This window comes from Candidatus Syntrophosphaera thermopropionivorans (genome assembly GCF_004353895.1).
GTDB lineage: Bacteria > Cloacimonadota > Cloacimonadia > Cloacimonadales > Cloacimonadaceae > Syntrophosphaera > Syntrophosphaera thermopropionivorans.
Genome location: NZ_SMOG01000002.1, coordinates 25,685 through 48,980, shown reverse-complemented (window position 1 = coordinate 48,980; position 23,296 = coordinate 25,685). Strand labels below are relative to the sequence as shown.

The 23,296-nt window shown below is 34.9% G+C and carries 19 protein-coding genes and 1 other RNA gene; 1 reads left to right on the top strand and 19 read right to left on the bottom strand.

All coding sequences use genetic code 11. The annotated features are described in order from the left end of the window. Positions 1-58 precede the first annotated feature (58 nt). The 19 genes from E0946_RS01565 to E0946_RS01475 all read right to left on the bottom strand — a co-directional run bounded on the left by E0946_RS01565 (position 59) and on the right by E0946_RS01475 (position 22,621). On the bottom strand, positions 59-2,458 hold the full coding sequence (locus E0946_RS01565) for a hypothetical protein (protein WP_243713692.1): 2,400 nt from the start codon (positions 2,456-2,458) through the stop codon (positions 59-61). Positions 2,459-2,491: 33 nt separating this feature from the next. After that, the gene (locus E0946_RS01560) at positions 2,492-3,400 is read right to left on the bottom strand and encodes a bifunctional 5,10-methylenetetrahydrofolate dehydrogenase/5,10-methenyltetrahydrofolate cyclohydrolase (RefSeq protein WP_133200708.1); all 909 of its coding nucleotides are present in this window, start codon (positions 3,398-3,400) and stop codon (positions 2,492-2,494) included. A 2-nt stretch (positions 3,401-3,402) separates the two neighbouring features. Then, complete coding sequence (locus E0946_RS01555) at positions 3,403-4,218, bottom strand: TIGR00282 family metallophosphoesterase (RefSeq protein WP_243713690.1); 816 nt, start codon at positions 4,216-4,218, stop codon at positions 3,403-3,405. Further along, positions 4,215-5,783, bottom strand: coding sequence for a ribonuclease Y (gene rny, locus E0946_RS01550; protein ID WP_133200707.1), 1,569 nt, complete (start codon positions 5,781-5,783; stop codon positions 4,215-4,217). The genes E0946_RS01555 and rny overlap by 4 nt, the downstream gene beginning before the upstream one ends. 49 nt (positions 5,784-5,832) lie before the next feature. Beyond that, a non-coding RNA gene (gene ssrS / locus E0946_RS01545) (6S RNA) lies at positions 5,833-6,005 on the bottom strand. A 2-nt stretch (positions 6,006-6,007) separates the two neighbouring features. Beyond that, positions 6,008-6,277, bottom strand: a complete 270-nt coding sequence (locus E0946_RS01540) for a cell division protein ZapA (RefSeq protein ID WP_133200706.1) — start codon at positions 6,275-6,277, stop codon at positions 6,008-6,010. Positions 6,278-6,282: 5 nt separating this feature from the next. Further along, positions 6,283-6,606, bottom strand: a complete 324-nt coding sequence (locus E0946_RS01535; RefSeq protein ID WP_133200705.1) for a hypothetical protein — start codon at positions 6,604-6,606, stop codon at positions 6,283-6,285. Positions 6,607-6,612: 6 nt separating this feature from the next. Further along, the gene (gene pheT / locus E0946_RS01530) at positions 6,613-9,135 is read right to left on the bottom strand and encodes a phenylalanine--tRNA ligase subunit beta (RefSeq protein ID WP_133200704.1); all 2,523 of its coding nucleotides are present in this window, start codon (positions 9,133-9,135) and stop codon (positions 6,613-6,615) included. Beyond that, positions 9,132-10,166, bottom strand: a complete 1,035-nt coding sequence (gene pheS / locus E0946_RS01525; RefSeq protein WP_133200807.1) for a phenylalanine--tRNA ligase subunit alpha — start codon at positions 10,164-10,166, stop codon at positions 9,132-9,134. The genes pheT and pheS overlap by 4 nt, the downstream gene beginning before the upstream one ends. A gap of 30 nt (positions 10,167-10,196) precedes the next feature. After that, entirely contained in the window at positions 10,197-10,550 is a 354-nt protein-coding gene (gene rplT, locus E0946_RS01520; protein ID WP_133200703.1) for a 50S ribosomal protein L20, read from the bottom strand. Between the two features lie 12 nt (positions 10,551-10,562). Next, entirely contained in the window at positions 10,563-10,757 is a 195-nt protein-coding gene (gene rpmI, locus E0946_RS01515; protein ID WP_133200702.1) for a 50S ribosomal protein L35, read from the bottom strand. Positions 10,758-10,803: 46 nt separating this feature from the next. Next, positions 10,804-11,469, bottom strand: coding sequence for a translation initiation factor IF-3 (infC, locus tag E0946_RS01510; protein ID WP_420885479.1), 666 nt, complete (start codon positions 11,467-11,469; stop codon positions 10,804-10,806). A 411-nt stretch (positions 11,470-11,880) separates the two neighbouring features. Then, the gene (locus E0946_RS01505) at positions 11,881-13,368 is read right to left on the bottom strand and encodes a hypothetical protein (protein ID WP_133200701.1); all 1,488 of its coding nucleotides are present in this window, start codon (positions 13,366-13,368) and stop codon (positions 11,881-11,883) included. An 11-nt stretch (positions 13,369-13,379) separates the two neighbouring features. Then, positions 13,380-13,934 (bottom strand): biopolymer transporter ExbD, encoded by a 555-nt coding sequence (locus E0946_RS01500; RefSeq protein ID WP_133200700.1) that lies wholly within the window; start codon positions 13,932-13,934, stop codon positions 13,380-13,382. Continuing rightward, a complete protein-coding gene (locus tag E0946_RS01495) occupies positions 13,931-14,476 on the bottom strand; it encodes a biopolymer transporter ExbD (protein ID WP_133200699.1) in 546 nt (181 codons plus the stop codon). The genes E0946_RS01500 and E0946_RS01495 overlap by 4 nt, the downstream gene beginning before the upstream one ends. Positions 14,477-14,480: 4 nt before the next feature. After that, positions 14,481-15,260, bottom strand: a complete 780-nt coding sequence (locus E0946_RS01490) for a MotA/TolQ/ExbB proton channel family protein (protein ID WP_133200698.1) — start codon at positions 15,258-15,260, stop codon at positions 14,481-14,483. Next, a complete protein-coding gene (locus E0946_RS01485) occupies positions 15,257-15,553 on the bottom strand; it encodes a hypothetical protein (RefSeq protein WP_133200697.1) in 297 nt (98 codons plus the stop codon). The genes E0946_RS01490 and E0946_RS01485 overlap by 4 nt, the downstream gene beginning before the upstream one ends. Positions 15,554-15,556: 3 nt before the next feature. Next, on the bottom strand, positions 15,557-21,448 hold the full coding sequence (locus tag E0946_RS01480; protein ID WP_133200696.1) for a tetratricopeptide repeat protein: 5,892 nt from the start codon (positions 21,446-21,448) through the stop codon (positions 15,557-15,559). Between the two features lie 117 nt (positions 21,449-21,565). Continuing rightward, positions 21,566-22,621: a YjbH domain-containing protein gene (locus tag E0946_RS01475; RefSeq protein WP_133200695.1), complete on the bottom strand. Its 1,056-nt coding sequence runs from the start codon at positions 22,619-22,621 to the stop codon at positions 21,566-21,568. Between the two features lie 86 nt (positions 22,622-22,707). On the opposite strand from E0946_RS01475, the gene E0946_RS01470 reads away from it, so the two are divergent. Next, positions 22,708-23,088, top strand: coding sequence for a YraN family protein (locus tag E0946_RS01470; RefSeq protein WP_133200694.1), 381 nt, complete (start codon positions 22,708-22,710; stop codon positions 23,086-23,088). The last annotated feature ends 208 nt before the right edge of the window (positions 23,089-23,296 follow it).

Sequence of the window (23,296 nt, the reverse complement as noted above, 5' to 3'; positions counted from 1 at the left end):
ATAAACCGGCTCGTTTTTAGTAAGCAAGCCGGTTATTTAGAGGATGGGGGATATTATGTTACATTACTTCAGATAAGATTTTATTCATCATTGTTTTTACATCTGGTGTATACATATAGGACAGAGGGAATCCGAATGTGTAACAATGAGAATTTCCTGTCACACAGCGTATTCCGATAATTTGATTGTTATAAGTATTAAATTGTTCTTGAGTAGGTCCATTTGGTGTATATCCAACAGGCTTTATTCCCATTTTATAAATAGCAGTAGCATTGACATTAATTTTTGGGAAATAGGTTATAGTAGCTAAGCCTTGATAATTATTTATCAAATTCACGAAGCTTGGTTCATTTGCCGCACTATACTGAAGATTCACATTAGGATATCCATTTTGTCCGAGTGCTTGCTGGAAGAAGGGCCTAATTGTTAAAGCATTGCTCAAAATACTTGCCGGTGGAGATTCATAATATACACCCAGAAAACTAATAATAGTCTTTTGTTTAGCTAATACGAAAGCATCCAGATTTTGTGCTAATGTATTAGTTGATGAAATGATTAGATTTCCACCCGATCTAAGATATAGAGTTAAACCATCATTTTCAAGCTTTAAGTTACCTGAACTCTGGAAGTTATCATTATGATAGATAACCAGTTTATATTTTTGTAAATCCGAAGGTGCAAGATGCCTTAAACTTAGGTCTTGATGGGTATCACCTGCTTCTATATCGGTTTTTCTTTTTATGAAATCTTTTGGTCCATTATAATCAGCCAGCATTTCTTCATATTTAGCTCGGATAATAGCATCTGGTGCAACCGATGGATGATTAGGATCATCATCTATAATCAAAATACCATTACGATTTGCAATGGGAAGATTGTCTACCAGGAGGAATGTAAATACTGCCGGGATAGGGTCAACTTCACCTTGAAGGTCAACACATCTAACTTCAAATGTATGCAGTCCACTGGACAATGAGGTTAGAACTAAAGTTTGTCTTACTGGAGAATATAGAGGTAATCTTATCCAGGCTTTACCATCCTCATCCACAATGTGAGCGTTTGGATCGTTAGCAAGAGGAGGATAGTTATAGGGTTGGCCATCCAATCTCAAATCAAAATGAGTAATTTCAGAATAATAGTTTTTATCAGTAAATCTGTCCAGTAGATAGTCAATTTTTCTTTCATAAGGATCATCATTAACTACATAATCACCGGAAGCGAGTATTTTTCCATATTCACCATGCCATCCCCAACGCAACCAGACTTTAATATTATTGCTATTTATGGCAGTCAGAGTTGAATCTAAATCAACAAAGAAATGGGTGGCATAACGTTGCGTGCCTGAAGTTATGGTAAATGGCATAACTTCTGCAGAAGATTCATCATAATAATCAACATAATGATTTTGTCCCAGAGCATAACAACGTTTGTTATATATTAAAGTCTTAGGTCGGAATCCAGCTTTAACTTTAAATGAAATTGAAGAATAACCATCCGTTTCAGAAGTAACTCCTGCCATATTGTAGGTACGAGCTACTACTTTCGTTATTGATTGAGTAACCCCATTTTCAATGTCGTAACTCAAAGAAGGAGTGGTATATCTGGTTAAAAGGAATTTATTTATATTGGTATCATTGGGAGAGATAGAAGTATCATACCAATCGCTTTCACTAATAATAGTAGTACTATCAGGTTGAAGTTTTATTATTTTAAATTCAAATTTATAGGGTATAGCAGGAACAGAAGGATTAAGTTCATCTTTCATTGTAAAAGATAAACGAATTCCAGAACCGACTTCTTCACCATCGGGATTGCCTTTGGTAGTACTTAAGAAGCAGGTAGGTCTTGCGGAAGTTGATTTAAAATTTCGCCAGGCAATACTTCTTTTTGGATATGATGGATGAACTGGAGTTATACCCCCTCTATTATCAATTGCAATCACCTCAAAAGTACTTTCTTTTGTTATGGGATTGCCATTTTCATCTGCAGCAGGGAAGTTAATTACTGCATATTTTGCTGAAGTCCAGATAGTTCTCCTTGAATTGGGGTCATTTAGGGGAAGATCTTGATTTGCGTTAGGCTTATAGTGCAGCACCCAACCAGTTCCGAATCTTTCAATCACATTTTCAGGAGTAACATCACCATTTAAATCAATGTATTCATTACCAGGAGTAGATATGGGATTACCATTTTGATCTTTAACCCGATAAGCATATCCAGTAATTACTCCATCAGGATCACTCGCACTCCAGAAAATCTTTTGCTGAAAGATAAAAAGAGAATCCGCATAATGTGCCAGCAACTCAGAATCATCATAACCTTCATAAGAAGTTATTCGGATAGTAGGTTCTTGATTAGCAAATTTATGACCGGACTTACCACAACCAGTTAAGACAAGCAGAATTAAAGAAACCCATATGGTCATTATTAAGAGTCTTTTACTCTTCGTTAGCATCATACCTCCCACGGGTGTTTGGCTTATAATATTCATTTATTCAACAAAAATGTAATTAAGAAAATCGTCAATAGATTTATTAATGTTATGAGCTGTAAAACAAGCTTTAAGTAAATTTAAAAAAAGAAGGGAAGAGGTTACGGAACCAATTCCGCCAGGTACAGGAGTTATTGCAGCAGCTTTATCAAAGCAAGTATTATAATCTATATCCCCAACATAGCTTTGCTTACCATCCTTATCTGTAATCTGATTGATTCCAACATCAATCAAAACACTCTCTTCTTTAATCATATCTTCAGTAACAAAAGAAGGCCTTCCCAGAGCAGCAATGAGAATATCCGCAGAACGAGTTAGTTCTTTTATATTTTTACTTCTGCTATGACATACAGTCACTGTAGCATTGGCATAAGGTTTTTTCCAGAGTAGCATATTTGACAGTGGTTTGCCCACAATATTACTCCGCCCAATAATAACAATGTGATTTCCTTTAGTCTCTATATTATAATATCTTAAAGTGCATATAACAGCCAGAGGAGTGCAAGGAAACAACCCATCTTCTTCTAATATAATGCGTCCCAGATTGACAGGATGGAAACAATCTATATCTTTTTTAGGGTTAATGGACTCAGCTATTTTCAATTCATCAAAAGAAGGAGGTAATGGTTTTTGAATCATAATTCCATTAATTGAAGGGTCTGTATTAGCATTATCCAGTATAGTCAATAAATCTTCTTGGGTGAAATCAGCTGGATATTGATTATATAAGACTTCACAGCCTAATTTATTCCCGATATTAATGATATTTTGTACATAGTAGGAAGAAGCAGGATCCTCTCCAATCTGTATTAGAGCCATTTTAGGCTGTAAACTCTCCTGAGCGATTAAGAATTTAATTTTTGATTGAATAAGTTTAGCTAATGGCTTTCCAGATAATATTTTTTCCAAGGTTATAATTCCTCATTAAAGATGGAGTTTTTATACTCAATAGGACGTCTAATCCGCAATATCTTTTGAGCTTTATGGGTTAAATTATCCAGCTCTAAATAGACAGCATTTATCTGCGGACCAAGATCAGAAGATTCATATCTTAGAGGAAGACAATGCTTAAACTTTTCAATAATAATTTCCTTTTTTACCCCTATTACACTGTTATGGGCTCCAGTCATTCCTACATCAGTGATGTAAGCAGTTCCTTGTGGGAGTATTTCTTCATCTGCAGTTTGAATATGCGTATGTGTTCCAATAACAGCTGAGACCTTTCCATCAACAAACCAACCAAATGCACGTTTTTCGGAAGTAGATTCAGAGTGAAAATCAATCAGGATACAGGAGGAATTATAAATATAAGATGAATTAAACCAGGTTTCAAATGCTATAAAAGGTGAATTAGTTGGAGGCATAAAAAGCTGACCGCAAAGATTTATAATAGTGAGCTTGTTATCATTTTTAACTATAGTATAAGAAGGGTTTCCTGGTGCTGAAGCAGGATAATTCAAAGGTTTGATTATGGCAGGATTATTTTTAATATAATCCCAGCTTTCAGCTCTATCCCAGAGATGATTTCCACCAGTGATAGCATCTACTCCTGCATTGAACAATGCCTTAGAAGTTTTTTCAGTTAAACCTCTCCCATCAGCGAGATTTTCACCGTTAAGGATGACAAAATCTGGATTAAATTCTTCTTTTAGTTCAGCAAGATAATCGCAAACTATTCTTCTGCCTGCTTTACCGAACACATCACCAAAAAAGAGCACTTTCATCATTTTGCCATAGCAATCTGACGGGTCTCCCGGATAACTGTTACTTTTATTTGACCTGGATACTGAACTTCTTTTTCAATTTGAGCGGCAATTTCTGTGGCTAAGAGTGCTGTCTGAGCATCCTCAACCAGGGTGGGTTCTACGATAATTCGTAATTCTCTTCCTGCTTGGATAGCATAGGATTTATTTACACCTTGAACGGAATTAGCTATTTCTTCCAGTTTAGTTAAGCGCTGCATATAGGTCTCCAGCATTTCTCTGCGAGCTCCTGGACGAGCACCAGATATTGCATCTGCAGCCTGCACTAAAGCTGCATAGACGGAAATTGGTTCAACTTCTTCGTGATGGGCTTCAATAGCATTAACTATAATTTTGCTTTCTCCATTCTTGCGAGCTATATTTGCACCGATAATGGCATGAGTTCCTTCAAATTCCTGGTCTATAGCTTTGCCGATGTCATGAAGAAGACCAGCTCTACGAGCTATTTCCTGGTCTAATCCCAGTTCTGCAGCCAGCATTCCACAAATCCAGGCAGTTTCCATTGAATGCTTAAGAACATTCTGGCCATAAGAAGTGCGATAATTCAAGCGCCCGAGAATCTTAATTAAATTTGCTGAAATATTATGGATATTGTTATCCAGAACAGCTTTTTCTCCAATTTTTATAAGAGTCTCTTCCATTTCTTTGCTCGTTTTGGAGATGACTTCTTCAATTCTGCCTGGATGTATTCTCCCATCAGCAATAAGTTTTTCCAGAGAAAGGCGTGCAATTTCTCTTCTTACAGGATCAAAGCAGGAAAGAACTACAGCCTCCGGGGTATCATCAATGATTAAATCAACTCCTGAAGCTTTTTCAAAAGTACGGATATTTCGCCCTTCACGACCTATAATTCTGCCTTTCATTTCATCTGAAGGAAGTGGGACTACCGAAACCGTAGTTTCAGATACATAATCAACGGCAAGACGCTGAATAGCAGTAGAAAGAATTTCGGAAGCTTTTTTTGTGGCATCCAATTTAATCTGTTCTATAGTAGCCTTTGCATCATTTGCAGCCACCTGACGAGCTTGTGTGATTAGTTCCTCTCGCATCATTTGCAAGGCTTGTTCTCTACTCATTCCTGCAATTTCTTCCAGTTTTGCTTTCTGAGCGTTGATGAATTGTTCACATTCCTGGTATTTACGATTGATTTCTTCTTCTTTATATTTAAGTTTCTTTTCTTGTCCGAGAAGATTGTTTTCTTTTTTATCTAAGGCATCAAGGCGTTTATCCAGATTGCTAAGTCGTTCGTTATATTTTCTTTCCTGATCTCTAAGCTCTTTTTGACGCTCTTTTAGTTCATCTTCCATAACCTTTTTTTGTTTGAACCATTCATCTTTAGCTTCCAGGACAGCGGCTTTTTTTGCATTTTCAATTTCTTTATGAGCAGATTCTTTGATCTCTTCAGCTATTTTTTTTGCTTGAGAGATAATACGGAAAGAGCTGCTACGCTTTGCCAGATAAATAACAAGTGCTATTAAAAGTCCTCCAGCCACTCCGATGGCTAACCAAATAACTTTATCCCATTGCATTATATTATTCCTTTATTCAATTCAGGTGGGTTAACCCCACTGTTTATATAAATGACCCGCGAGAACCGTGTATGCTTGTCCGTTAAAGCCAAGCACTAGGTGGGCACCTACCTTATGGGTTTTATGGATCCGGGACTAGCCGGCATGCATGCCACCCATGGCTCGGTTCCCTTAAATTTATTAGCTTTTCCGCAACCCATATCACGAGTTCCGCAGGCCATAATTTATATTTCCCCTACGATTTTTTCTACCATTTGATTTACTCGTTCAAGATTTTTTTCCAGTTCCAGATTCTGTTTTCGCAGGGCAATAATCTCATCTTGCTTTCTAAGTGCAAGTAAAAGTAACAGTCTTGTAAAGTCAAGATTTTCGTAAAGTTCTCGTAGAGTATTTAATTCTTCATTAATCGTAGAGGCTATTTCTTGAGTTTGTTCCGGTTCATCAGTACGAAACCGGAATTTACGTCCAAAAATCTCTACTTCCACAGACTGCATTATTATTATTTCTTATTATCTAAATCAGGTATCAGCTGGTCTATCTGATTTATAGTAGTAGATGCAATTTCTTCTAATCCTGCCAGAGAATCCTGAAGTTCCTTATATTGCGCTTGCAGAAGCTTTACCTGATTTTCCAGTTCTTTAATTTTTAATTCAGAGCCACTATGGAACTTTTTAGTGTTTTCAATTTGTTCCATAAGCTGACGGTTTTCTTCACGAAGATTATTATTTTCCTCTTCCAGCTGTTCTAATCTTTTTCTATCAGCCGTATATTGGTCAATAAGTTTTTGTATCTTTTCCTGTAAATTTATTACATTACTTTCCATCCAGACTTACCTCATTTTTATCTGCCAGGTATTTTCCAGCATTTTTATTACCGAATCAATCACTTGTCCTACTCGTTCCTCTGTCAATGTTTTTTCATAATCCTGAAGAATTATATGTAAAGAAATACTGTGCCAGCCATCTGGGACACCTTTTCCACGGTATTCATCAAAGATTTTCACATCCTGGATTAGATAGGGTTCAACCAGTTTTATGGACTTCACAATATCTGCATAAGGAACAGAAAAATTAATTAAAAAAGAGATATCTCTTATAACCGCAGGAAACTTTGGCAGTGGGGAAAATTCAATTTTATTGGTTCTGGTGAGCTCTATCAATGTATTAACCTTAAAATCTAAGACCCATATATCCTGTTTTAAGGTGATAATATCAATATTAAATCTCTCAGCAGTCTTAGCTTTTAATCTTCCAAAGGAAGCACAGAGATGGTTATTGCAAAAATAGGCAAGATTATCTGATTCAACTAGCCAGGGATGATGAACATTTTTCGTTTCATCAATTGTTATACTTAACTGGTCTAATAACCCTTCAATTACTCCTTTGACATTATATAAATCAATAGGTTCATTCTTTACTTTCCAGTGGTCTAAATTATTCAATCCTGTCATTAGAGCGGTCAAATGTAAAGTCTCGCAATTTTTATTACCATCTTTCCAGTATAATTTGCCCATTTCCATCAATTTTAAATTGCGTTCACTATGATTAAGATTGTAGAGAAGATTATCCAGTAATTGTGGAAGCATAGTGGTACGCATAGCAGATTGATTGCTGCTTTGTGGATTGACGATTCTTATCAGCTTTTTCTCTAATTCTGCTTTATCTTCTCCTAAATATTCTAATTTGATAGGGTCAATGAAGCTTGGATTAATCATCTCATAGAACCCGGATTGACGAAAGTAATCTTCAATTTTACGTTTAATATGATGAGCATGCCAATCCATAATGGGATGAATAAGCTTTTTTTGAGGAATCTTATCAAAACCATCCAGACGTGCCAATTCTTCAATTATATCTGCTTCACGAGTTATGTCCACCCGATAAGAAGGCACCAGAAAATATAGAGCCAGTTGAGGATTTTCAAAAAAAATCTGATTATCACTGGTTTCTAAATCCAGCTCCATAGCTTGAGGCAAAAGCTTATATTCATTAATAGGTTCTTTTTGCCAGAGTCCACAAAGGATATATTGAAATCCTAAGGATTGAAGATAATTATTTATAAGAGAGGCATCCAGTTTGTAACCGATAAGTTCTTCAAAACGAGAAGGACGCACAGCAAGAAAGAGGGGTTTTTGAGGTACAGGATAAGCGTCATAAAGTTCATTACAAACTCTTCCTCCAGCAACATTAATAATAAGTTCTAAGGCTCTATTGCTTACCATTTCAAGATAAGCTGGACTGAGATGTCTTTCAAAGCGATAGGAAGAATCCGTGCTAATTTTATGCCTTAAAGAAGATTTACGTATGGTAGAAGGAGAGAAATTAGCTGATTCAAGGACAATGGTTGTAGTATGATTGCTGATGGCAGTATCTTTTCCTCCAATTATTCCTGCTAAAGCAGAAGGTCTTTGACCATCGGCAATGACGAGATCTTCTTCATCCAGAAGGTACTTATTTCCATCCAGGGCAATAAATTCCTCAGCAGCTTTTGCTCTACGAACTATTATGGCTGGATGCGGGTCTTCCTGATTTATAGGTAGTAATTTATGATAATCAAAGGCATGTAAAGGTTGACCAGTTTCCAGCATAACATAATTCGTTATGTCCACAATGTTGTTGATTGGTCTCAGACCAGATTTAATAAGAGCATTTTTTAGCCATAGGGGAGATTCTTTGACGCTTATGCCATCTATGATTCTTGCCGTATAACGAGGACATTTTTGGGGTTCCTGAAGAATCAAAGTCAAATGTAGAGAAGAATCTTCTTCGCCAGGATAGTTATTTATAGATGGCAATTTTAACCTTTTATTCAGAGAAGCAGCCAGGTCACGAGCAATTCCAATATAACCAAGGAGGTCTGGACGATTAGGAGTTATCTCCAGTTCTAAAATGTTATCTGGGAGCTCATAGATTTCATTTATTGAAATTCCCACAGGAGTTTCAGGAGGGAGTTCTATAATTCCAGAATGATTATCGGAGATTCCTAACTCTTTTTCAGAGCAAAGCATACCGGCAGATTCTACACTATGGATAATGGTTTTTTTAATCTCCATTTCTGGCAGTTTAGAACCCACTTGAGCAAAAGCGGTGATTAATCCGCTACGACAATTGGGAGCACCACATACAACCTGGAGAGGTTCTTTTCCATAATCTATTATACATACTTGAAGATGTTCAGTTCCGGGAATTTTTTCTGAATTGAGAATACGAGCGGTAACCACAGTTTCCGGTAAAGCGGAAATTTCTTGTATTGCTTCAACTTCTATTCCCGTAAAGGTTAAAGTCTGGACTAACTCCTCTAAAGTTTCAGGCAAATCAATGTATTTACTGAGCCAGCGAGTGGATACAATCATATTAATTCTCTACTGAATTGGCGAAGCATCCGAACATCATTTTCATAGAGAATCCGCATATCAGGAATGTTATATTTAAGCATAGCAATTCTCTCAATGCCTATACCAAAGGCATAACCATTATATATCTGGTCATCAATACCCATCATTTCTAAAACACTAGGGTCAACCATACCTGCTCCAGCTAATTCTAACCATCCAGAGTTTTTGCATATTCTGCATCCTTTACCCTGACAACTAACACAACTTATATCCATTTCTGCACTTGGTTCAGTGAAAGGGAAGAAATGAGGACGTATCCTGGATTTGACTTCCGGTCCAAACATAGCTTTAGCAAAAAATTGAAGAGTGTCTTTCAAATCAGCCATTGAGATGCCTTTATCCACCACCAACCCTTCTACCTGGTGAAAAACGGGAGAATGCGAAGGATCTGGTTTGTCATTACGATAACAACGTCCAGGTGAGATTATGTAGATTGGAGGAGGGTAACTTTCCATAGTTCTTACTTGTACGGTAGAGGTTTGAGTGCGCAAAAGATAACCATTATCCAAATAGAAGGTATCAGCGAGATTCCTTGAAGGATGGTCTTCGGGCGTATTTAAAGCATCAAAATTATGATATTCATCTTCAATATCTGGACCTTCTGCAATCTGGAATCCTAAACTTATAAAAATATCTTCCATTTTTCTTCGGATAATAGTTAAAGGATGTAAAGAACCTGGAGGAAAATAGACACCAGGTAAAGTCAGGTCATTAGCTTGAACAGAATCATAGGCATTAACAATTTGCAATTTTAATTCTTTTTCTTTTTCATCAATCATTCTTTCCAATTCATTACGGAGCTCATTGACCTTTTTGCCGAAAGAGGGTCTCTCTTCTTCAGGCAAATTACGTAATTGAGAATAAAGAGAGTTTACCAGACTCTTTTTCCCTAAATATTTGGCTCTAATATTCAGGATATCGTTCTGATTAAGACATTCTTTAAGGTCAATTTTTGCTTGTTCAGCTATATTCTTTAGCTGGTCATCTATCATCAACTTCTTTATCCTTTAGGGGTTGGATTACTGTGCTTCTTTTGCTATTTCAACAAGTCTGGCAAAAGCTTCGCTATCGTGCCAAGCAAGATAGGCAAGGGTCTTACGATTTATGGCAATATTGGCTTTATGCAAGCCATTTATGAACTTGCTATAAGTCATATCGTTGTTTCTACAGGCAGCATTAATACGAGTAATCCAGAGGCGACGAAACTCTCTTTTTTTCTGTTTTCTATGAGCAAAAGAGAAGATTAATCCACGCTCCACAGTTTGTCGAGCTATTCTATAAGTATTACTCCGTCTACCGTAATTTCCTCTTGCAGCTTTTAAGTATTTTTTTCTTCTTCTATGAGCTGCGACATTATTTGTTGCTCTTGGCATTTTATTCCTCCCTTAAATTCCCAGCATTCTTTTGACTCTTTTTTCATCAGCTTTACTGAGCAGGGTAACTGAACGCAGATGGCGTTTTAGCTTGGGAGATTTCTTAGTTTTAATATGAGAACTTTTGGCATGATGACGCAAAATTTTGCCCGTGCCAGTAACTTTAAACCTTTTAGCAGCAGAGCTGCTGGTTTTGATTTTAGGCATCTTTATCTCCTTAATTAATTTCTAAATCAATTGGTTTTGATGTAACTTATTTTAGGTTTTCCTTTTTAGGTTCAGCCGGGGTTGAAGAATTAGCTTTGTCTTGGGTAGTTGGGACCGTCTTTCCCTCTAAAGCAGTTTTTTCTTTCTCCATTTTTGCCAAAATACGATCAATATCTTTCTTAGGAGACATAATAATGTAAAGCATATTCCGTTCTGCTACCGGTTCTGTTTCCGGTTCTGCAATATGTCCTAAATCTGCTTTTATTCGCTCTAATACATTCAATCCAAGTTCTTGATGTGCCATCTGACGACCACGAAAACGGATGGTAAATTTGACCTTATTATGCTGTTTAAGGAATTTGATAGCATTATTCTTTTTGAAGTTGTAATCATGCTCTTCTGTATTAGGTCCCAATTTGATTTCTTTAATCTCTACTTCATGCTGTCTTTTTCGTGCTTCTTTTGCTTTTTTCTCTTTTTCAAAGTAGTACTTACTAAAATCCATTATTCTGCATACTGGTGGATCAGCATTAGGAGATATTTCTACTAAATCTAAATCTTCAGCTTCTGCACGATGCAAAGCTTCTTTTAGACTTACTATTCCAATTTGTTTTCCATCCGCACCAATCAATCTAACTTTGTTAGCCGTAATTTGTTCATTAATTCTTTCCTTGGGCACCACTTCATTTGTGCGTGCCTTTCCACGTTTAATCCGGATTATAAGAACCTCCTTTTACCGGAAAAGAAAAAAGGCGGAAGAAATCCGCCTGCTTTCTGGTATTATATATATTTTATTTTATTGAGCCTTACTTGCACTTTCGCATTAAGGCAGAAGCAAGCAGCTTCTTTCAATCCAAAATTTTAAATAAAGTGTTTTTTGTCAAATCTTTTTTATTGTGGTTAGATTCAAATAATTAAAGAATATAAAATTATAGTTTCGCACTACTCTTACTTACCTCTTTCCTGCCTTTTGCTTGCTTTATTGTATATGTTGCAGCTAAATAGGAGATAAGAAAGTGAGTAGCTTTCTTATTTATATTTATAATCAGCTTTTAATATAGTTTTTTGTATTTCTTGATAGAACTATATCATATAGGTATAGACTATACATTTTAAAAATGCTCTAACCTTGACTGAGATTCATTTTAAATTTATAAGTGGTTGGCTGACTGACATTAAATGTCCAACTTTCAATAATGGACTTAATCTCGTTCAGGAAACTTTCAGTAAAAGTGACACTATTTGGAATGATGGTAGCTTTGACTGTTCCGTCAGAAGCAATATCAAGAATTACAGTTATAGAACCACTCTGTTTTTTGATGGCTGCATTTCTTTTATAAGCCTGCTCTATCTGTCCCTTACGAGACCGAATTTGGTTAAATATGATATCTCCACCAGCAACAATAGTAGATGGTTTAACTATGGTTACAGCGGGTTCTTGAATTTTAGCAGGTTCAGAAGCTTTATAAGATTGGCTGACTATTTTTTCTGTTTCTGCACGAACATCCGGAACCGAAGTTAAAGAACCACCAGCCAAGGGTTTTAGTTTTTCTGCAGGACCAGTGTAATATTGAGCTGAACCAGAAGGTTTTACAGTGGAACCTCCTTCTGGAGCAGTTCCACTTACAACCGAAGGAACATCCCCTGCATTAAAGCGATTTATGGCATTAGGATCAAAAGAGCCACCACTGCCCAAACCAGCAGCAGCACTTGGTTGAAAAGTGCCGGAAGCATTTCCAATACCGCTTCCTCCTTTAACACCCGGTCTTGCGGTAACAAAACCAGAAAGCACAGCTGCACCAACCACAGATTGCGTGGAACCTCCAGCATAAGTACCCGAGCTTGTTCCAAGGTCCCCAAAGATACTTTGAGTGCCAGAGGGTGTTGATGAACCACCTTTTCCAGTGCTCTTACCTTTTCCAACTTGGGCATTTTTAGTAGTTTTTTCTGAGGTAGCTGGTTCTTCTGGTAAAGTAGTTAAAGGAGTTGATGGGGTTTGAGATTGAGAAATTTCTGGCTTTATTTCTCTGATTTTCTCTATTTCAGCTAATAGTTCAGAAAGAGTCTGCTCTCTAAACATTTCTGGTTTTAATTTCAAATCGTAGAAAATACTAAATGCAATTCCTGCCATCAGTGCCAAAATAACTACCACTCTGGTTGTTTTATCCATAGGAGCAAGAGGAGCAGGACGTGCCGTTTGTTTTATTACTTCCTTTTCCTGAGGAGTCAATATAATCTTAACAGGTTCAATGAATTCATATTGAATAGAATAGTCAGGATGAACCTGAATAATACCAGTCATATCTTCACGGAGTTTTAATAAAGAATCTACCAATATACCATTTTGTTTTAAGAAATTAGCATCTACGGGACTATCATATTTCCAGCAGGTTAAAGTGGAGCCTTGAGGAAGATTCAGATAATAATGTCCACCCTTTTTGATCAGTATTTTATATTTAGGAGGAAACTTGTTAGATTCATCCAGAATTTGCCAGGAAAGGTATTTACTGCTTCCTATATACCATTTATTAGTGAAGTCTTTTTCTTGCTCTATAGTATCCAGAAGCTTTCCCTTATAAAAGAGTTTTAAAGTTAAAATTTTGTTTACCATTATATCTCCCTCTACCTTCTGGTTGATAATACAGAATGTTGAAACCAATTAGCATCCAAAAGAGTAGCAAAATAGATATATTCGTAATAAGCGCTGGTGCCTAAACTAACAAATTCTGTAATATACCAGCAAGGTATGGCTCTATCTGCCTGGATAAGAAGAGTTGGAGGAGTTCTCGGATTTCCGGATTCATCTTTATCCTCCAGAATTTGTAGGGCTGTGGTTTGTAAATATTTCAATATTTCGGTTCTTTTTACGGGATCATTAGCGAATTCATTGAGTGTTCCAAAATATATCCCCTTCTCACCAATTAAGATTCTATCTGGATAGATTTGAACTACTGTTGTTCCTTTTTTCTCCAACAAATCTCGTTTTTTCATACTTACGGGAAAAGTCATCCGATTGGGTTGAGTAAATTTTTGTCCTTCCACCGTTACATTAGCCAGTAAAAAGACTAATAAAATAGTTAGAATATCAATCAGAGATATGATAGATAAGCTCCATTCATCTTTCTGTCTTTGAGGGACCAGGTGTTTAAGGTCGCGCGAATACTTTGACTGATTCATTTAACCTCCCGAGCAAAGTATCTGACCTGAGGAGCTTTATAGTGTATATTGGAGAAGTTATTTTCCCTGCAAAGGTCAATAGTCTTAATAAGAGTATCATATAAAACATCATCATAAGGAGCAACACTGATATCCTGCAAGTCCGGATATCTTTGCCGAATAGCTTTAAGCTTCTCATCTAATTTTACATAATCATAATAGCCATTAACTAAACCAACATTATCCTTTGTTTTTTCCGGTTCTCGGATTTCAAAGCCAGGGAAGGTTGTTCCTAATGAATCTTGAGAAGCCATAATAATTATGGTAATTTCGGGTATATTTTTCTGCGTTACCGAAGTGCCATTTAAAGGTCCTCCCGCTTGTTTCTCTGCTGCATTTCCATGAGTGAAATTCAATGCTATCATGGCAATTTGTGTAACCACCATCATTAGTAGAAGGAAGGGTATAATAATTAGAAACAGGTTCATCAAAGGTACCAAATCTGACACTTTAGGTGGTGAAAAATGATGCTGATCCCTTCGGGTAGAAGGAGGATGAGCCATAATATTATCCTTTTGCTAAAGAAGTGATGAAATTAATAAACTTAACACTGAATTCATCTATATCATTAATGATTTTTTGAGCTCTACTTTGTAATGCACCCTTAATCAGAGTTAAAGGTATAGCAGCAATTAATCCTAAAGCTGTTGTTCCGATAGCGGTCTTTATTCCAGCAGATAACATAAGATTTTTTTGAGTATCCAGAACGGTGGGATTACTGATAGCAGCAAAAGCATAAAGTAGACCCCAGATGGTACCTAATAATCCGAGATAAGTGCATACTTGAGCCAGAATATCAAACCAGAATAGTCCTGCATCAAGTTTATAGACTTTTTGGAGAGCCGCTTCGTCAAAGGCATTTTGAACATTAGTTGATACCTCTTCCTTAGAAGCATCCTTAGGAATTTCCTTATAGGCAGTAATTCCATTCCAAAAAATGTAGCCAAGAGTTGTATCTTTCAGTTTTTCTGTTATCTTTATTGCTTCCTCAATCTGGTTATTTTTAATGTAACCTTTTAGACTTTTATATAGATTTGGAGCATTGACTTTTTCCTTCTGATATAACTGGATATAGCGGATAAAAGCGTAAACAATACCTATGGTGAAAGTCAGTAGAATCAAATATCCGAATATACCATGAGCATTGCTATCTCTGAAGATAGAAGCAAGAGTAATCTTTTCAGTTCCTGGAGGTATATTATATGGGTTCTGAGTGGTCTGAGCTAATAAAGGACCAATACCAATAATTAATATTAATGATGCGAGTAAGATGTGCTTAAATTTCATTTTGACTCCTCTGGTTGTTTTGTTATATCTTTTTGTAATTTAATAAGATTTTTAATATTTTCTGCCTTAATAAGGTCTTTATATTTAGTATAATTATATTGTCCAGCGGGAATATAGGTATCAGTTTTTAAACGTACTATATTGATATCTGGTAACATAGTCTTAATCTGAATTTCTAATTCCTTTATTATTTCTCCATCGTTTAAAGCTGGAGATGCATTACTTTTTACCTGGGCAAAACATAAAGGCATCATAAAGATAAGCATGCAACAAATAAACCAAAAGCGGTTCATTATTTATTCTCCTGTATTTGATAGGTTAAAATTTATTTCAGCCATCATTCCCCGGAAAGGAGAATTATTCTGTATTTCAATTCGTAAGATGTTTTTACCTTTTCTAAGCACTTCTGGAGGAATTTCAATTCTTGAAGGATGCACCATAAAATGGGAAGAATCAAAATTCAGAGGCAATTTCTGTACTATTTTTGTCCCATTTATATAGATAGTAGCCATTTCTGGAGCAACTAAATCTATATAAGCATAATGCACCTCTTCATCAAGTATAAATTCAGTCTCAAAAGTAATATTATTATAGGGATGATCAGAGTTTTCTTCCACCCAAATAGGTTTAACCGATGTATCTGTCAATAATTCAGCCCTATCAAGAGGAAGGTCAAAGGTAAAAGCTTTTATGGTTTTAGTCTTTGTTTCTTTCCCAGACTCATTATCCTTAATTAAGGCGTTCCAGTTGGTGTTGGTTATTATTCTTTTAGTTCTTAAAAGACTGAATTCGTCAATCATATCAGCATTAAAAAATAAGTTGAAATTGAAGTAAAAAGAAAGCGGCTTATCAAAATTATTAGGGAAGATATATTTAATTTCATTATAACCCTGTTTCCAAGCTTGTTTGTTTATTTTAGCGGCAAAATGAATGGTAGATAGGTCACCAGTTATTAAAGTATCAACCGGTATGTAAATTAAATCAATTGGATTTTCATTTAACCATATTTCAGGATTATCAGGATATACAATGTGCAAGAAAGCAAATTCAGGAGGATATTCAAAAGTAAATTCCCGTTCCATTATTAATGCATTATGAGCGGGAATTTGAATTGAGAAAAGTTGTATACCTTTTGGCGACATAATACTTTCTATATCAGGGTTTACTTTTTTTAACTTTCCATCTGGAAGCTGTAAGTTTAAATTCCAGTTTTGGTCTAAGGGGAAGGCTATCTCATAATAATTAGGTAAACAATTTTGTTCCAGAAGTTTTAGTTCAGCTAAGTTAGTGTAGTCATTAACACATCCAGCAACATTGTAATTATTGTATATTTCCAGATAAATGCTGATTGCAGCTGTCCTCAGAGGCTCAATAAACTGTTGAGCATAAGGCATTAATTGACCGTAAACTAAATTATTATATTCTTCTTCATTATATTTTTTACGGTCTCTAAAAGGAGCCATTTCATTTGATATTTGGAAATATTTATCTAACTGTGTTTCTATGACCTCAGCTGTATGTTCATTGATTCTGGCAATTAAGCATAGGGCTTTCAAACGACGGTCTATATCCAGAAAATCTGCTTCGGGTTGTTCCAGTAGGTGAATAATTTTAGCACTTTCAGTTTCTGCTCTTTTTGTTAAAGAAGGAATACGACGAGGAGGTTGTTCAAATAAGTGTCCTCTCCATGTGGTTTTGGCAGACACAAAAATTAATTTATCGGGTGAGCTTTTTAATAAATCACTATTTTCAATAGAGTTGAGTTGACGGTCAAAATTATCCAAGTAAGCTTTTCTTGCTTGTTCAGTTTTATATTCTGTCTCTGCATAGGCAAAAGCTTCATAAGCAGCTTCATTTTTAATGGGTAAACCATCTTTTAGATATTGGGCTTCTAATTTAATAAATTCATCACGTTTCTGGAAAGCCAGGTTCCAATCTTTGTTTTTATAGGCATCATCAAACTCATGAGCTAATCTGCCTAATTTTAGTTGTGCAATAGTGAGATACCTTTCTGACTGGGTATTATCTTTCTGATAGAGTTTTCGTGCATAAAACTCAAATTTATCCTCTTCATCTCTTGCCAAATAGGTATCTGCTAAAAAAGTAAGAATATCGGTGGCTTTATTATAATTGGGGTAAAGGGTTATAAAATTGGAAAGCAGTTCCAAAGCCTTATCTTGATTTTGGTCTTCCAGGTAGATATTTACTGCCCAGAGATAGATATCCTCCAGCGGAATATTACCACTATCTACTTTTCCTGAGCGGACATCCTGATAAAGTTGGAGATAAATTTGAGCTGCATCTTCTCTTTGGGCAGGATTGGATTTCAGTTCCTCTATCATTGCTATTTTTAGATTAAATGCTTGATTACTTGAAGGATACATTGCAGTAAATTCTTCCTGCAATTGACGGGCGTAACTATGATTTTTCATCAATGAATCTGCTATATTCCAGCTTTCATAATATAAAAAGTATTTATCTTCAATACTATTTTTACTTTTAGCTAATTGCAATTTTATATCTATGGCTTTCTGATAATTACCAGCTTTCTTATAAGCTTCGGATGCTTGATATTTATAGGCATTACTTTGTTCAGGGTCGTCTGTAAAACGATTTGCTAATTCTTCCAGGTCTAAAGCCATCTTGAGGTAATCACTATTACGCTCTGCTTCTTCATAACTGTTTTGAAGTTGCAATCTAATTAAATGTTCCAGCTCTTGGCTATCGTGAGCATTTAGTGCATAATTTTTAGCCTTTTCATAATGCAATTTAGCTTCAGTATAATTAAGATTATTTTCAGCTATTTTAGCCAGATTGATATAAATGGTTCTTAGAGTGGGAGAATCCAGTTGGTCTGCATTATTAAGTAGTTGTTGATAATATTGTTGAGCGATATAAGCTTTTCCATTTTCTAAAGCTACAGCTGCAAGGTCCATCAAGATAGGAATAGCACTTTTTCTCAGACCCTCATCTTCTGTATTAATTAGATGATTATAAAATCTTAAGGCAGCAGCTTCATAGAAATTGTAAAGCTCATCCTGATTTGTTGGTAATAGCGGATCCGTTTTCAGATTAGTATGGTTAAATTCTTCTTCAAGATAATCATATATCTTCCTGGCATATCTATAGGCTAAACCTTCATTATTTAAATAGTCTGGGTTATCGGGATTAGTTTCATTATAAGAGTAAAGAGTTTGGATAGCAATATAATAATCCACTGGAGTATCTCGTTTCTCTGCCAGATAAGCATATAAATTCGTATTGGCACGTTGAACTTCTTTTTGCCAGGTAATAAAATCAGTGGAATCCTTAAAGAGTTCGTAATAATCTATATATTCCTGAAGGTGTTGATTATAAATTTGTAAGTCTGAGGCAGCGATAGAATCAATTAACCGATTGTAATATCTAATTCGAATTTGCTCATAGGCTCTTCTTATAATATCTAATTGTTTTCTTATTTCCTGGTTATCTAATTTTGCATTTTTGATGTTGTGTTCGTACCAGGATGAATGATTATTATAATTTGCCTTAATAAAATCATATTCTGCATTGCAGATGGTAGTTAAGTCGTTCCCTTCTCGTAAAACCAGTCCGGGAGTATGATAAATAGTGATAATGGAATCAATAATACTGGGATTTTGTAAATCCAGTGGAAAAACTTTAAGACGTAACTCAAGATAATCAATTGCCTGGAGTGGAGCATTTATTTCCATTTTTAAGGAAACAGCTTTATCTATTATTTCAGATTTAACTAAAGTATCAGGATGATTTATCAGTATCTCTTCAAAAAATTGTATTCCTTTAGCCGGGCTAATAAAATCAATTCCATCTAAAGCAACTAAGGCATAGGCAATGTTATCAATAGAATTATTCTTATAATCAGACGCTAAATAAGGATCTTCTATTTCTCCAATATCAACAGCCTCAATTAAATTAGTAAAATCTAAGATAGCTGACTGCAAAGAAGCTTCGTCACCTAAATTAAGCTTAACCCATCCTCTTTGATATAGAGAATGGTAGTAATAATCACTTTCTGGTTTGCTAACTAAAGTATCAAATCTACGAATAGCTTCATTATAATAGTTAATAGGTTCATCGGCATCTGAACCTATGAGAAAATAAATAGTTCCCAATCTATAAATCGCTTCATCATAAAGAGGAGAATTGGTATAGAGACCCGAATCTACTAATTCAGTATAGGCATCTATTGCTTCTTTAAAAGCTTGCTCAGTGTATTTTAAATTGCTCGGTCGGTCTTTATATGGATGAGTCTTTCTATAATTTTCAATAGCATTATCCAGAGTGGATTTAATGCTTTCACTACTTAAATAACCTATATTATATAGCACATAATCTTTCTTATAATAATTTGGGTCTATCTCCAGAACTTTTTTATAATAAGTAAGAGCTTTATCAGGGTGGTCTAAATCTATAGCATATTGTAGTTCTGCCATATGATAGTACAATAAAGCATCATTTACTAGATAGGTGCCATCAGGTTGGAGTAGTGCTTTAAATTGAGGATACTTTTCAATATAACCTTCATATCTATTTAATAAGGAAGCCTTTGCAGAAATTAAAGCATTATATTCTTCCAGCAATAAGTTTTCCTCTTTATTTTCAGCTTCTGCAAAATAGCTTTGTTCCTGATATCTTAAATCTCTATATTCTAAGATTAGGTCCATAAAATCAAGATTCTGTTCCAGAGAACTAAGGTTAGCTATTAAGAATGGATGATTTAGCGCTGAATCAGTTAGCCTTTGGAGCAGTTCCGATATATATATTTTTTGTTCGTCTTTAACTGTTTTTTGAATAAGGTTAACTACCGTTTGTTCAAGTTCTGATATTAGTTCACTATAACTTTTGCCGAAGTCATCCCAGGTGTCAATCAATTCTAATAGCTCTAATAAGATAGCATCTTCAACATTGGGGGAATTTTTATATTTAGCAATGATACGATTCATTTGATATTGTAATTTATTAAGCTTTTTGGTATATTGAACTCTTAAGTTAAATAAAGTCTCATTCCATTGAGCAAAATCTGGATTAGCTATCAACAAGTCTAAAACAGAAATTATATCTTTGTAATAGGAACAAGTGTTCTTCATTACCATTAAATGTTCCATTTCTATTGCTTTAATATCATTTGGATTTGGTGTTCTTTGTTCTTTAAGAAAGGATTCTATTTTTTGATCCAGATAGTTGTTAAATATTTGTCCCAATTTGGGGAGGTTAGCAACATTATTTTTTAATTCCTTCAGTTTTGAAACCAAATCTGTATATTGTTCATATGGTTGAATCTGTGGATTAAGAATATTTTGGAGTGGTTGGTCAAATTCATAAGGTTCAATCAATAAGTATGCGTATAACTGAGATTTTAAATCTTCAAATAAGTTCCATTCCTTAGTATAGATATATTCTATAAAATCTGGCGATATAATTTCAGTTAGTGTTTTTAAGTCATTATAAACTAAATTTAGTTCGTTCTCCATTTCTATAATTTGGTTTTCCAGAATTAGTAATTGTTCATCTGAAGGATAAAGTAAATAGCGGTCTAAATCTAGATTCCGTAATTTATCAATTATTGAAGCTTTGTGTGGTTTAAAATCATATTGATACCAATTATATATTTCTTTATATTTATTAATATACTCTGTAGTCTTGCTTAGATTGCCGTCTTCAGCGGTTAAATCTGCCCATAGAAATAAATACAGGGGATAATATTGACCTGTATTTTGTTGGCTTATGAGCAATTTTAGATACTCTTCTCCTGCTTGTTTATTTCCCAAATTTAAATAATCAATTACATTTGAATATATTATTAAATTAAAGAAAGTTTGTATGTCTTCAATATAGAGAGGATTTATTATCAAAAGACTATCCAGCGTTTTGTAATCATCTTTAAAAGAATATAATTTTTTATATGAAGCAAGGATATCTTGTAGGGGAATTCGTTTTAATTCCTCAAAATTGAAGATAAATTCATTTATAGCTTCGTCTCTATCTTCTACTAACAATTGGGGAAGATTTACAGTTAAAAAATCAAACGCTTTTTGTACTGTTAAATCAAGGTTAGATAAAGGTTCTACATTTATTAGAGAATTGTAAGAATTATTCTCAGCATAAATAAAATTTAAAGGCAGAATTATTAATATTAGTAGAATATAGAGTTTAATATTATGTGTCATAAAATTATCGGTTTATATACCGCCTCGTTTTAAATATATTATATATAAAAAAACAGGGCACATTAAATTGTGCCCTGTTTTGAAATACATTTTTTACAAAATAAGAAGTACTTTTGCTCACTTGCTTTGTTTTTGTAACTCTTGCAACCAGCTACGAATTTCTTCCATCTCCTTTTGAACCTGTTGTTGGTCTCCACGAAGATTTCTTATTTCTTCCAGTAAAGTTTGATATTCAGGAGTAAATTCTTTATAAATACTGGAAGTAACTGGAATCTGTGATTGAGTTTTAATAACTGGCTGCAATTCCACCAGTTTTACAGAATCAGTGAATAGTGTAGTTTGCTGACAATTACAGTGGCTCTCTTCAGTCTCAGATAACTGATTTGCACTGAATATAACCGGTCTTGTAGTTTTTCCTTCAGCAAATTTGTCAAAGAGATAAGTTACACCAAAGCCTATGCGATGGGTATTTTCCAAGCCATTATTTTTAGCATAATTTTCTACTGATTGAGCTGCCAGCTTGAATGTGTAATTTCCTAAAGAGTATTTTAAACCAACATTAATATTCTGTCCATCAAATTCTCCCTGAATTGACATGTTATTTACAGGAGACAGCTCAACTGAAGCAAACATACCACTAAATTTTCTTGCACGGCTTGTTTGTCCAGTGAAACGATTAGCTCCACCGCCCAGATTAAACATCCAGGAAAGTCCTCCGAAAACGGCTTGTTTGGATGCTACGACATAAGGTGAAAAATGCTCATAATCACATTTGTCTGGATTATCTGCCCAGGAATATTCCGAAGGATCATTATAATCCTGAGCTCTTTGGACATTTACGGTGGAAAAGATATTATCCATACCTACAGAAATCTGTGGAATATATAAGGTCTCAGGTATCAATTTAACCTTAGCATTCATAAAATAAATATCATCTCCCGCAAAGCCATCCAATTGTAAACGATTAAAGAGACCTACTCCTAACATTCCATAAGGTATGAATTCTTCCTCATCCACATTACGATAATAGCCTACTAATGTTAAATGAGCAGACTTGTGAGGAATAACATACGCATCAGGAGTGCGCAACAATCCCATAGTTTGAAATGGTGCTGCTTGGACCATCCCAACTATCGCAACAAGAACAAATACACTTAGTATTATTTTTTTCATTCTTCCTTCCCTCCACCTTTCGGTGATTTTTTAATCTCCTGTTCAAAATATCATTGACTTATTATTCGTCAAGTTATTTTTGATTTATGCAAAATACAGAAACCAGAAATCTTTTTCATACGGGTGAAGACCTTGCCGTTAAATATCTAATCCACAAAGGATTTAAGATCCTGGAAAGAAATTATAGAATCCAGGGCGGTGAAATAGACATTATTGCTCAGAATGAAGATACACTAATTTTCGTTGAAGTCAAAACCCGTAAAAAACACTCTATGAAAATGGCTTTAATGAATATCTCTTATACAAAACAAAAGAGAATATCATTAACTGCTGTAAGATACATTAATCAGCATCCTGAAAATGTCAAGCCAAAAATTCGTTTTGATATAATAATTGTATTTTATTATTATGAAGACAATACCTATAGTATTAAGCATCTTGAAGATGCGTTTATGCCAATTGTCTGAAATTCTGGGATAATAAAATTACTTATTTCATCTAATAAAATGCCAGTTGGTCTATTAATAATTAAATAATGTAGTTCAGCTTATAACCAAGTTTAGTCATATTCTGGACATAAGTTAGTCATAAGTAGGACATAAGCTGGTCATAATTAAATATCTATAAGTGAAGAAAAAATAATTTTACCAGAAATGATTCCTAATGTCCTAATAT

Coding starts and splice junctions, on each gene's coding strand:
- E0946_RS01565 (WP_243713692.1), bottom strand. CDS start 2,458: ATGATGCTAACGAAGAGTAAAAGACTCTTAATAATGACCATATGGGTT.
- E0946_RS01555 (WP_243713690.1), bottom strand. CDS start 4,218: ATGATGAAAGTGCTCTTTTTTGGTGATGTGTTCGGTAAAGCAGGCAGA.
- rny (WP_133200707.1), bottom strand. CDS start 5,783: ATGCAATGGGATAAAGTTATTTGGTTAGCCATCGGAGTGGCTGGAGGA.
- E0946_RS01540 (WP_133200706.1), bottom strand. CDS start 6,277: ATGCAGTCTGTGGAAGTAGAGATTTTTGGACGTAAATTCCGGTTTCGT.
- E0946_RS01535 (WP_133200705.1), bottom strand. CDS start 6,606: ATGGAAAGTAATGTAATAAATTTACAGGAAAAGATACAAAAACTTATT.
- pheT (WP_133200704.1), bottom strand. CDS start 9,135: ATGATTGTATCCACTCGCTGGCTCAGTAAATACATTGATTTGCCTGAA.
- rplT (WP_133200703.1), bottom strand. CDS start 10,550: ATGCCAAGAGCAACAAATAATGTCGCAGCTCATAGAAGAAGAAAAAAA.
- rpmI (WP_133200702.1), bottom strand. CDS start 10,757: ATGCCTAAAATCAAAACCAGCAGCTCTGCTGCTAAAAGGTTTAAAGTT.
- E0946_RS01505 (WP_133200701.1), bottom strand. CDS start 13,368: ATGGTAAACAAAATTTTAACTTTAAAACTCTTTTATAAGGGAAAGCTT.
- E0946_RS01500 (WP_133200700.1), bottom strand. CDS start 13,934: ATGAATCAGTCAAAGTATTCGCGCGACCTTAAACACCTGGTCCCTCAA.
- E0946_RS01495 (WP_133200699.1), bottom strand. CDS start 14,476: ATGGCTCATCCTCCTTCTACCCGAAGGGATCAGCATCATTTTTCACCA.
- E0946_RS01490 (WP_133200698.1), bottom strand. CDS start 15,260: ATGAAATTTAAGCACATCTTACTCGCATCATTAATATTAATTATTGGT.
- E0946_RS01485 (WP_133200697.1), bottom strand. CDS start 15,553: ATGAACCGCTTTTGGTTTATTTGTTGCATGCTTATCTTTATGATGCCT.
- E0946_RS01480 (WP_133200696.1), bottom strand. CDS start 21,448: ATGACACATAATATTAAACTCTATATTCTACTAATATTAATAATTCTG.
- E0946_RS01475 (WP_133200695.1), bottom strand. CDS start 22,621: ATGAAAAAAATAATACTAAGTGTATTTGTTCTTGTTGCGATAGTTGGG.
- E0946_RS01470 (WP_133200694.1), top strand. CDS start 22,708: ATGCAAAATACAGAAACCAGAAATCTTTTTCATACGGGTGAAGACCTT.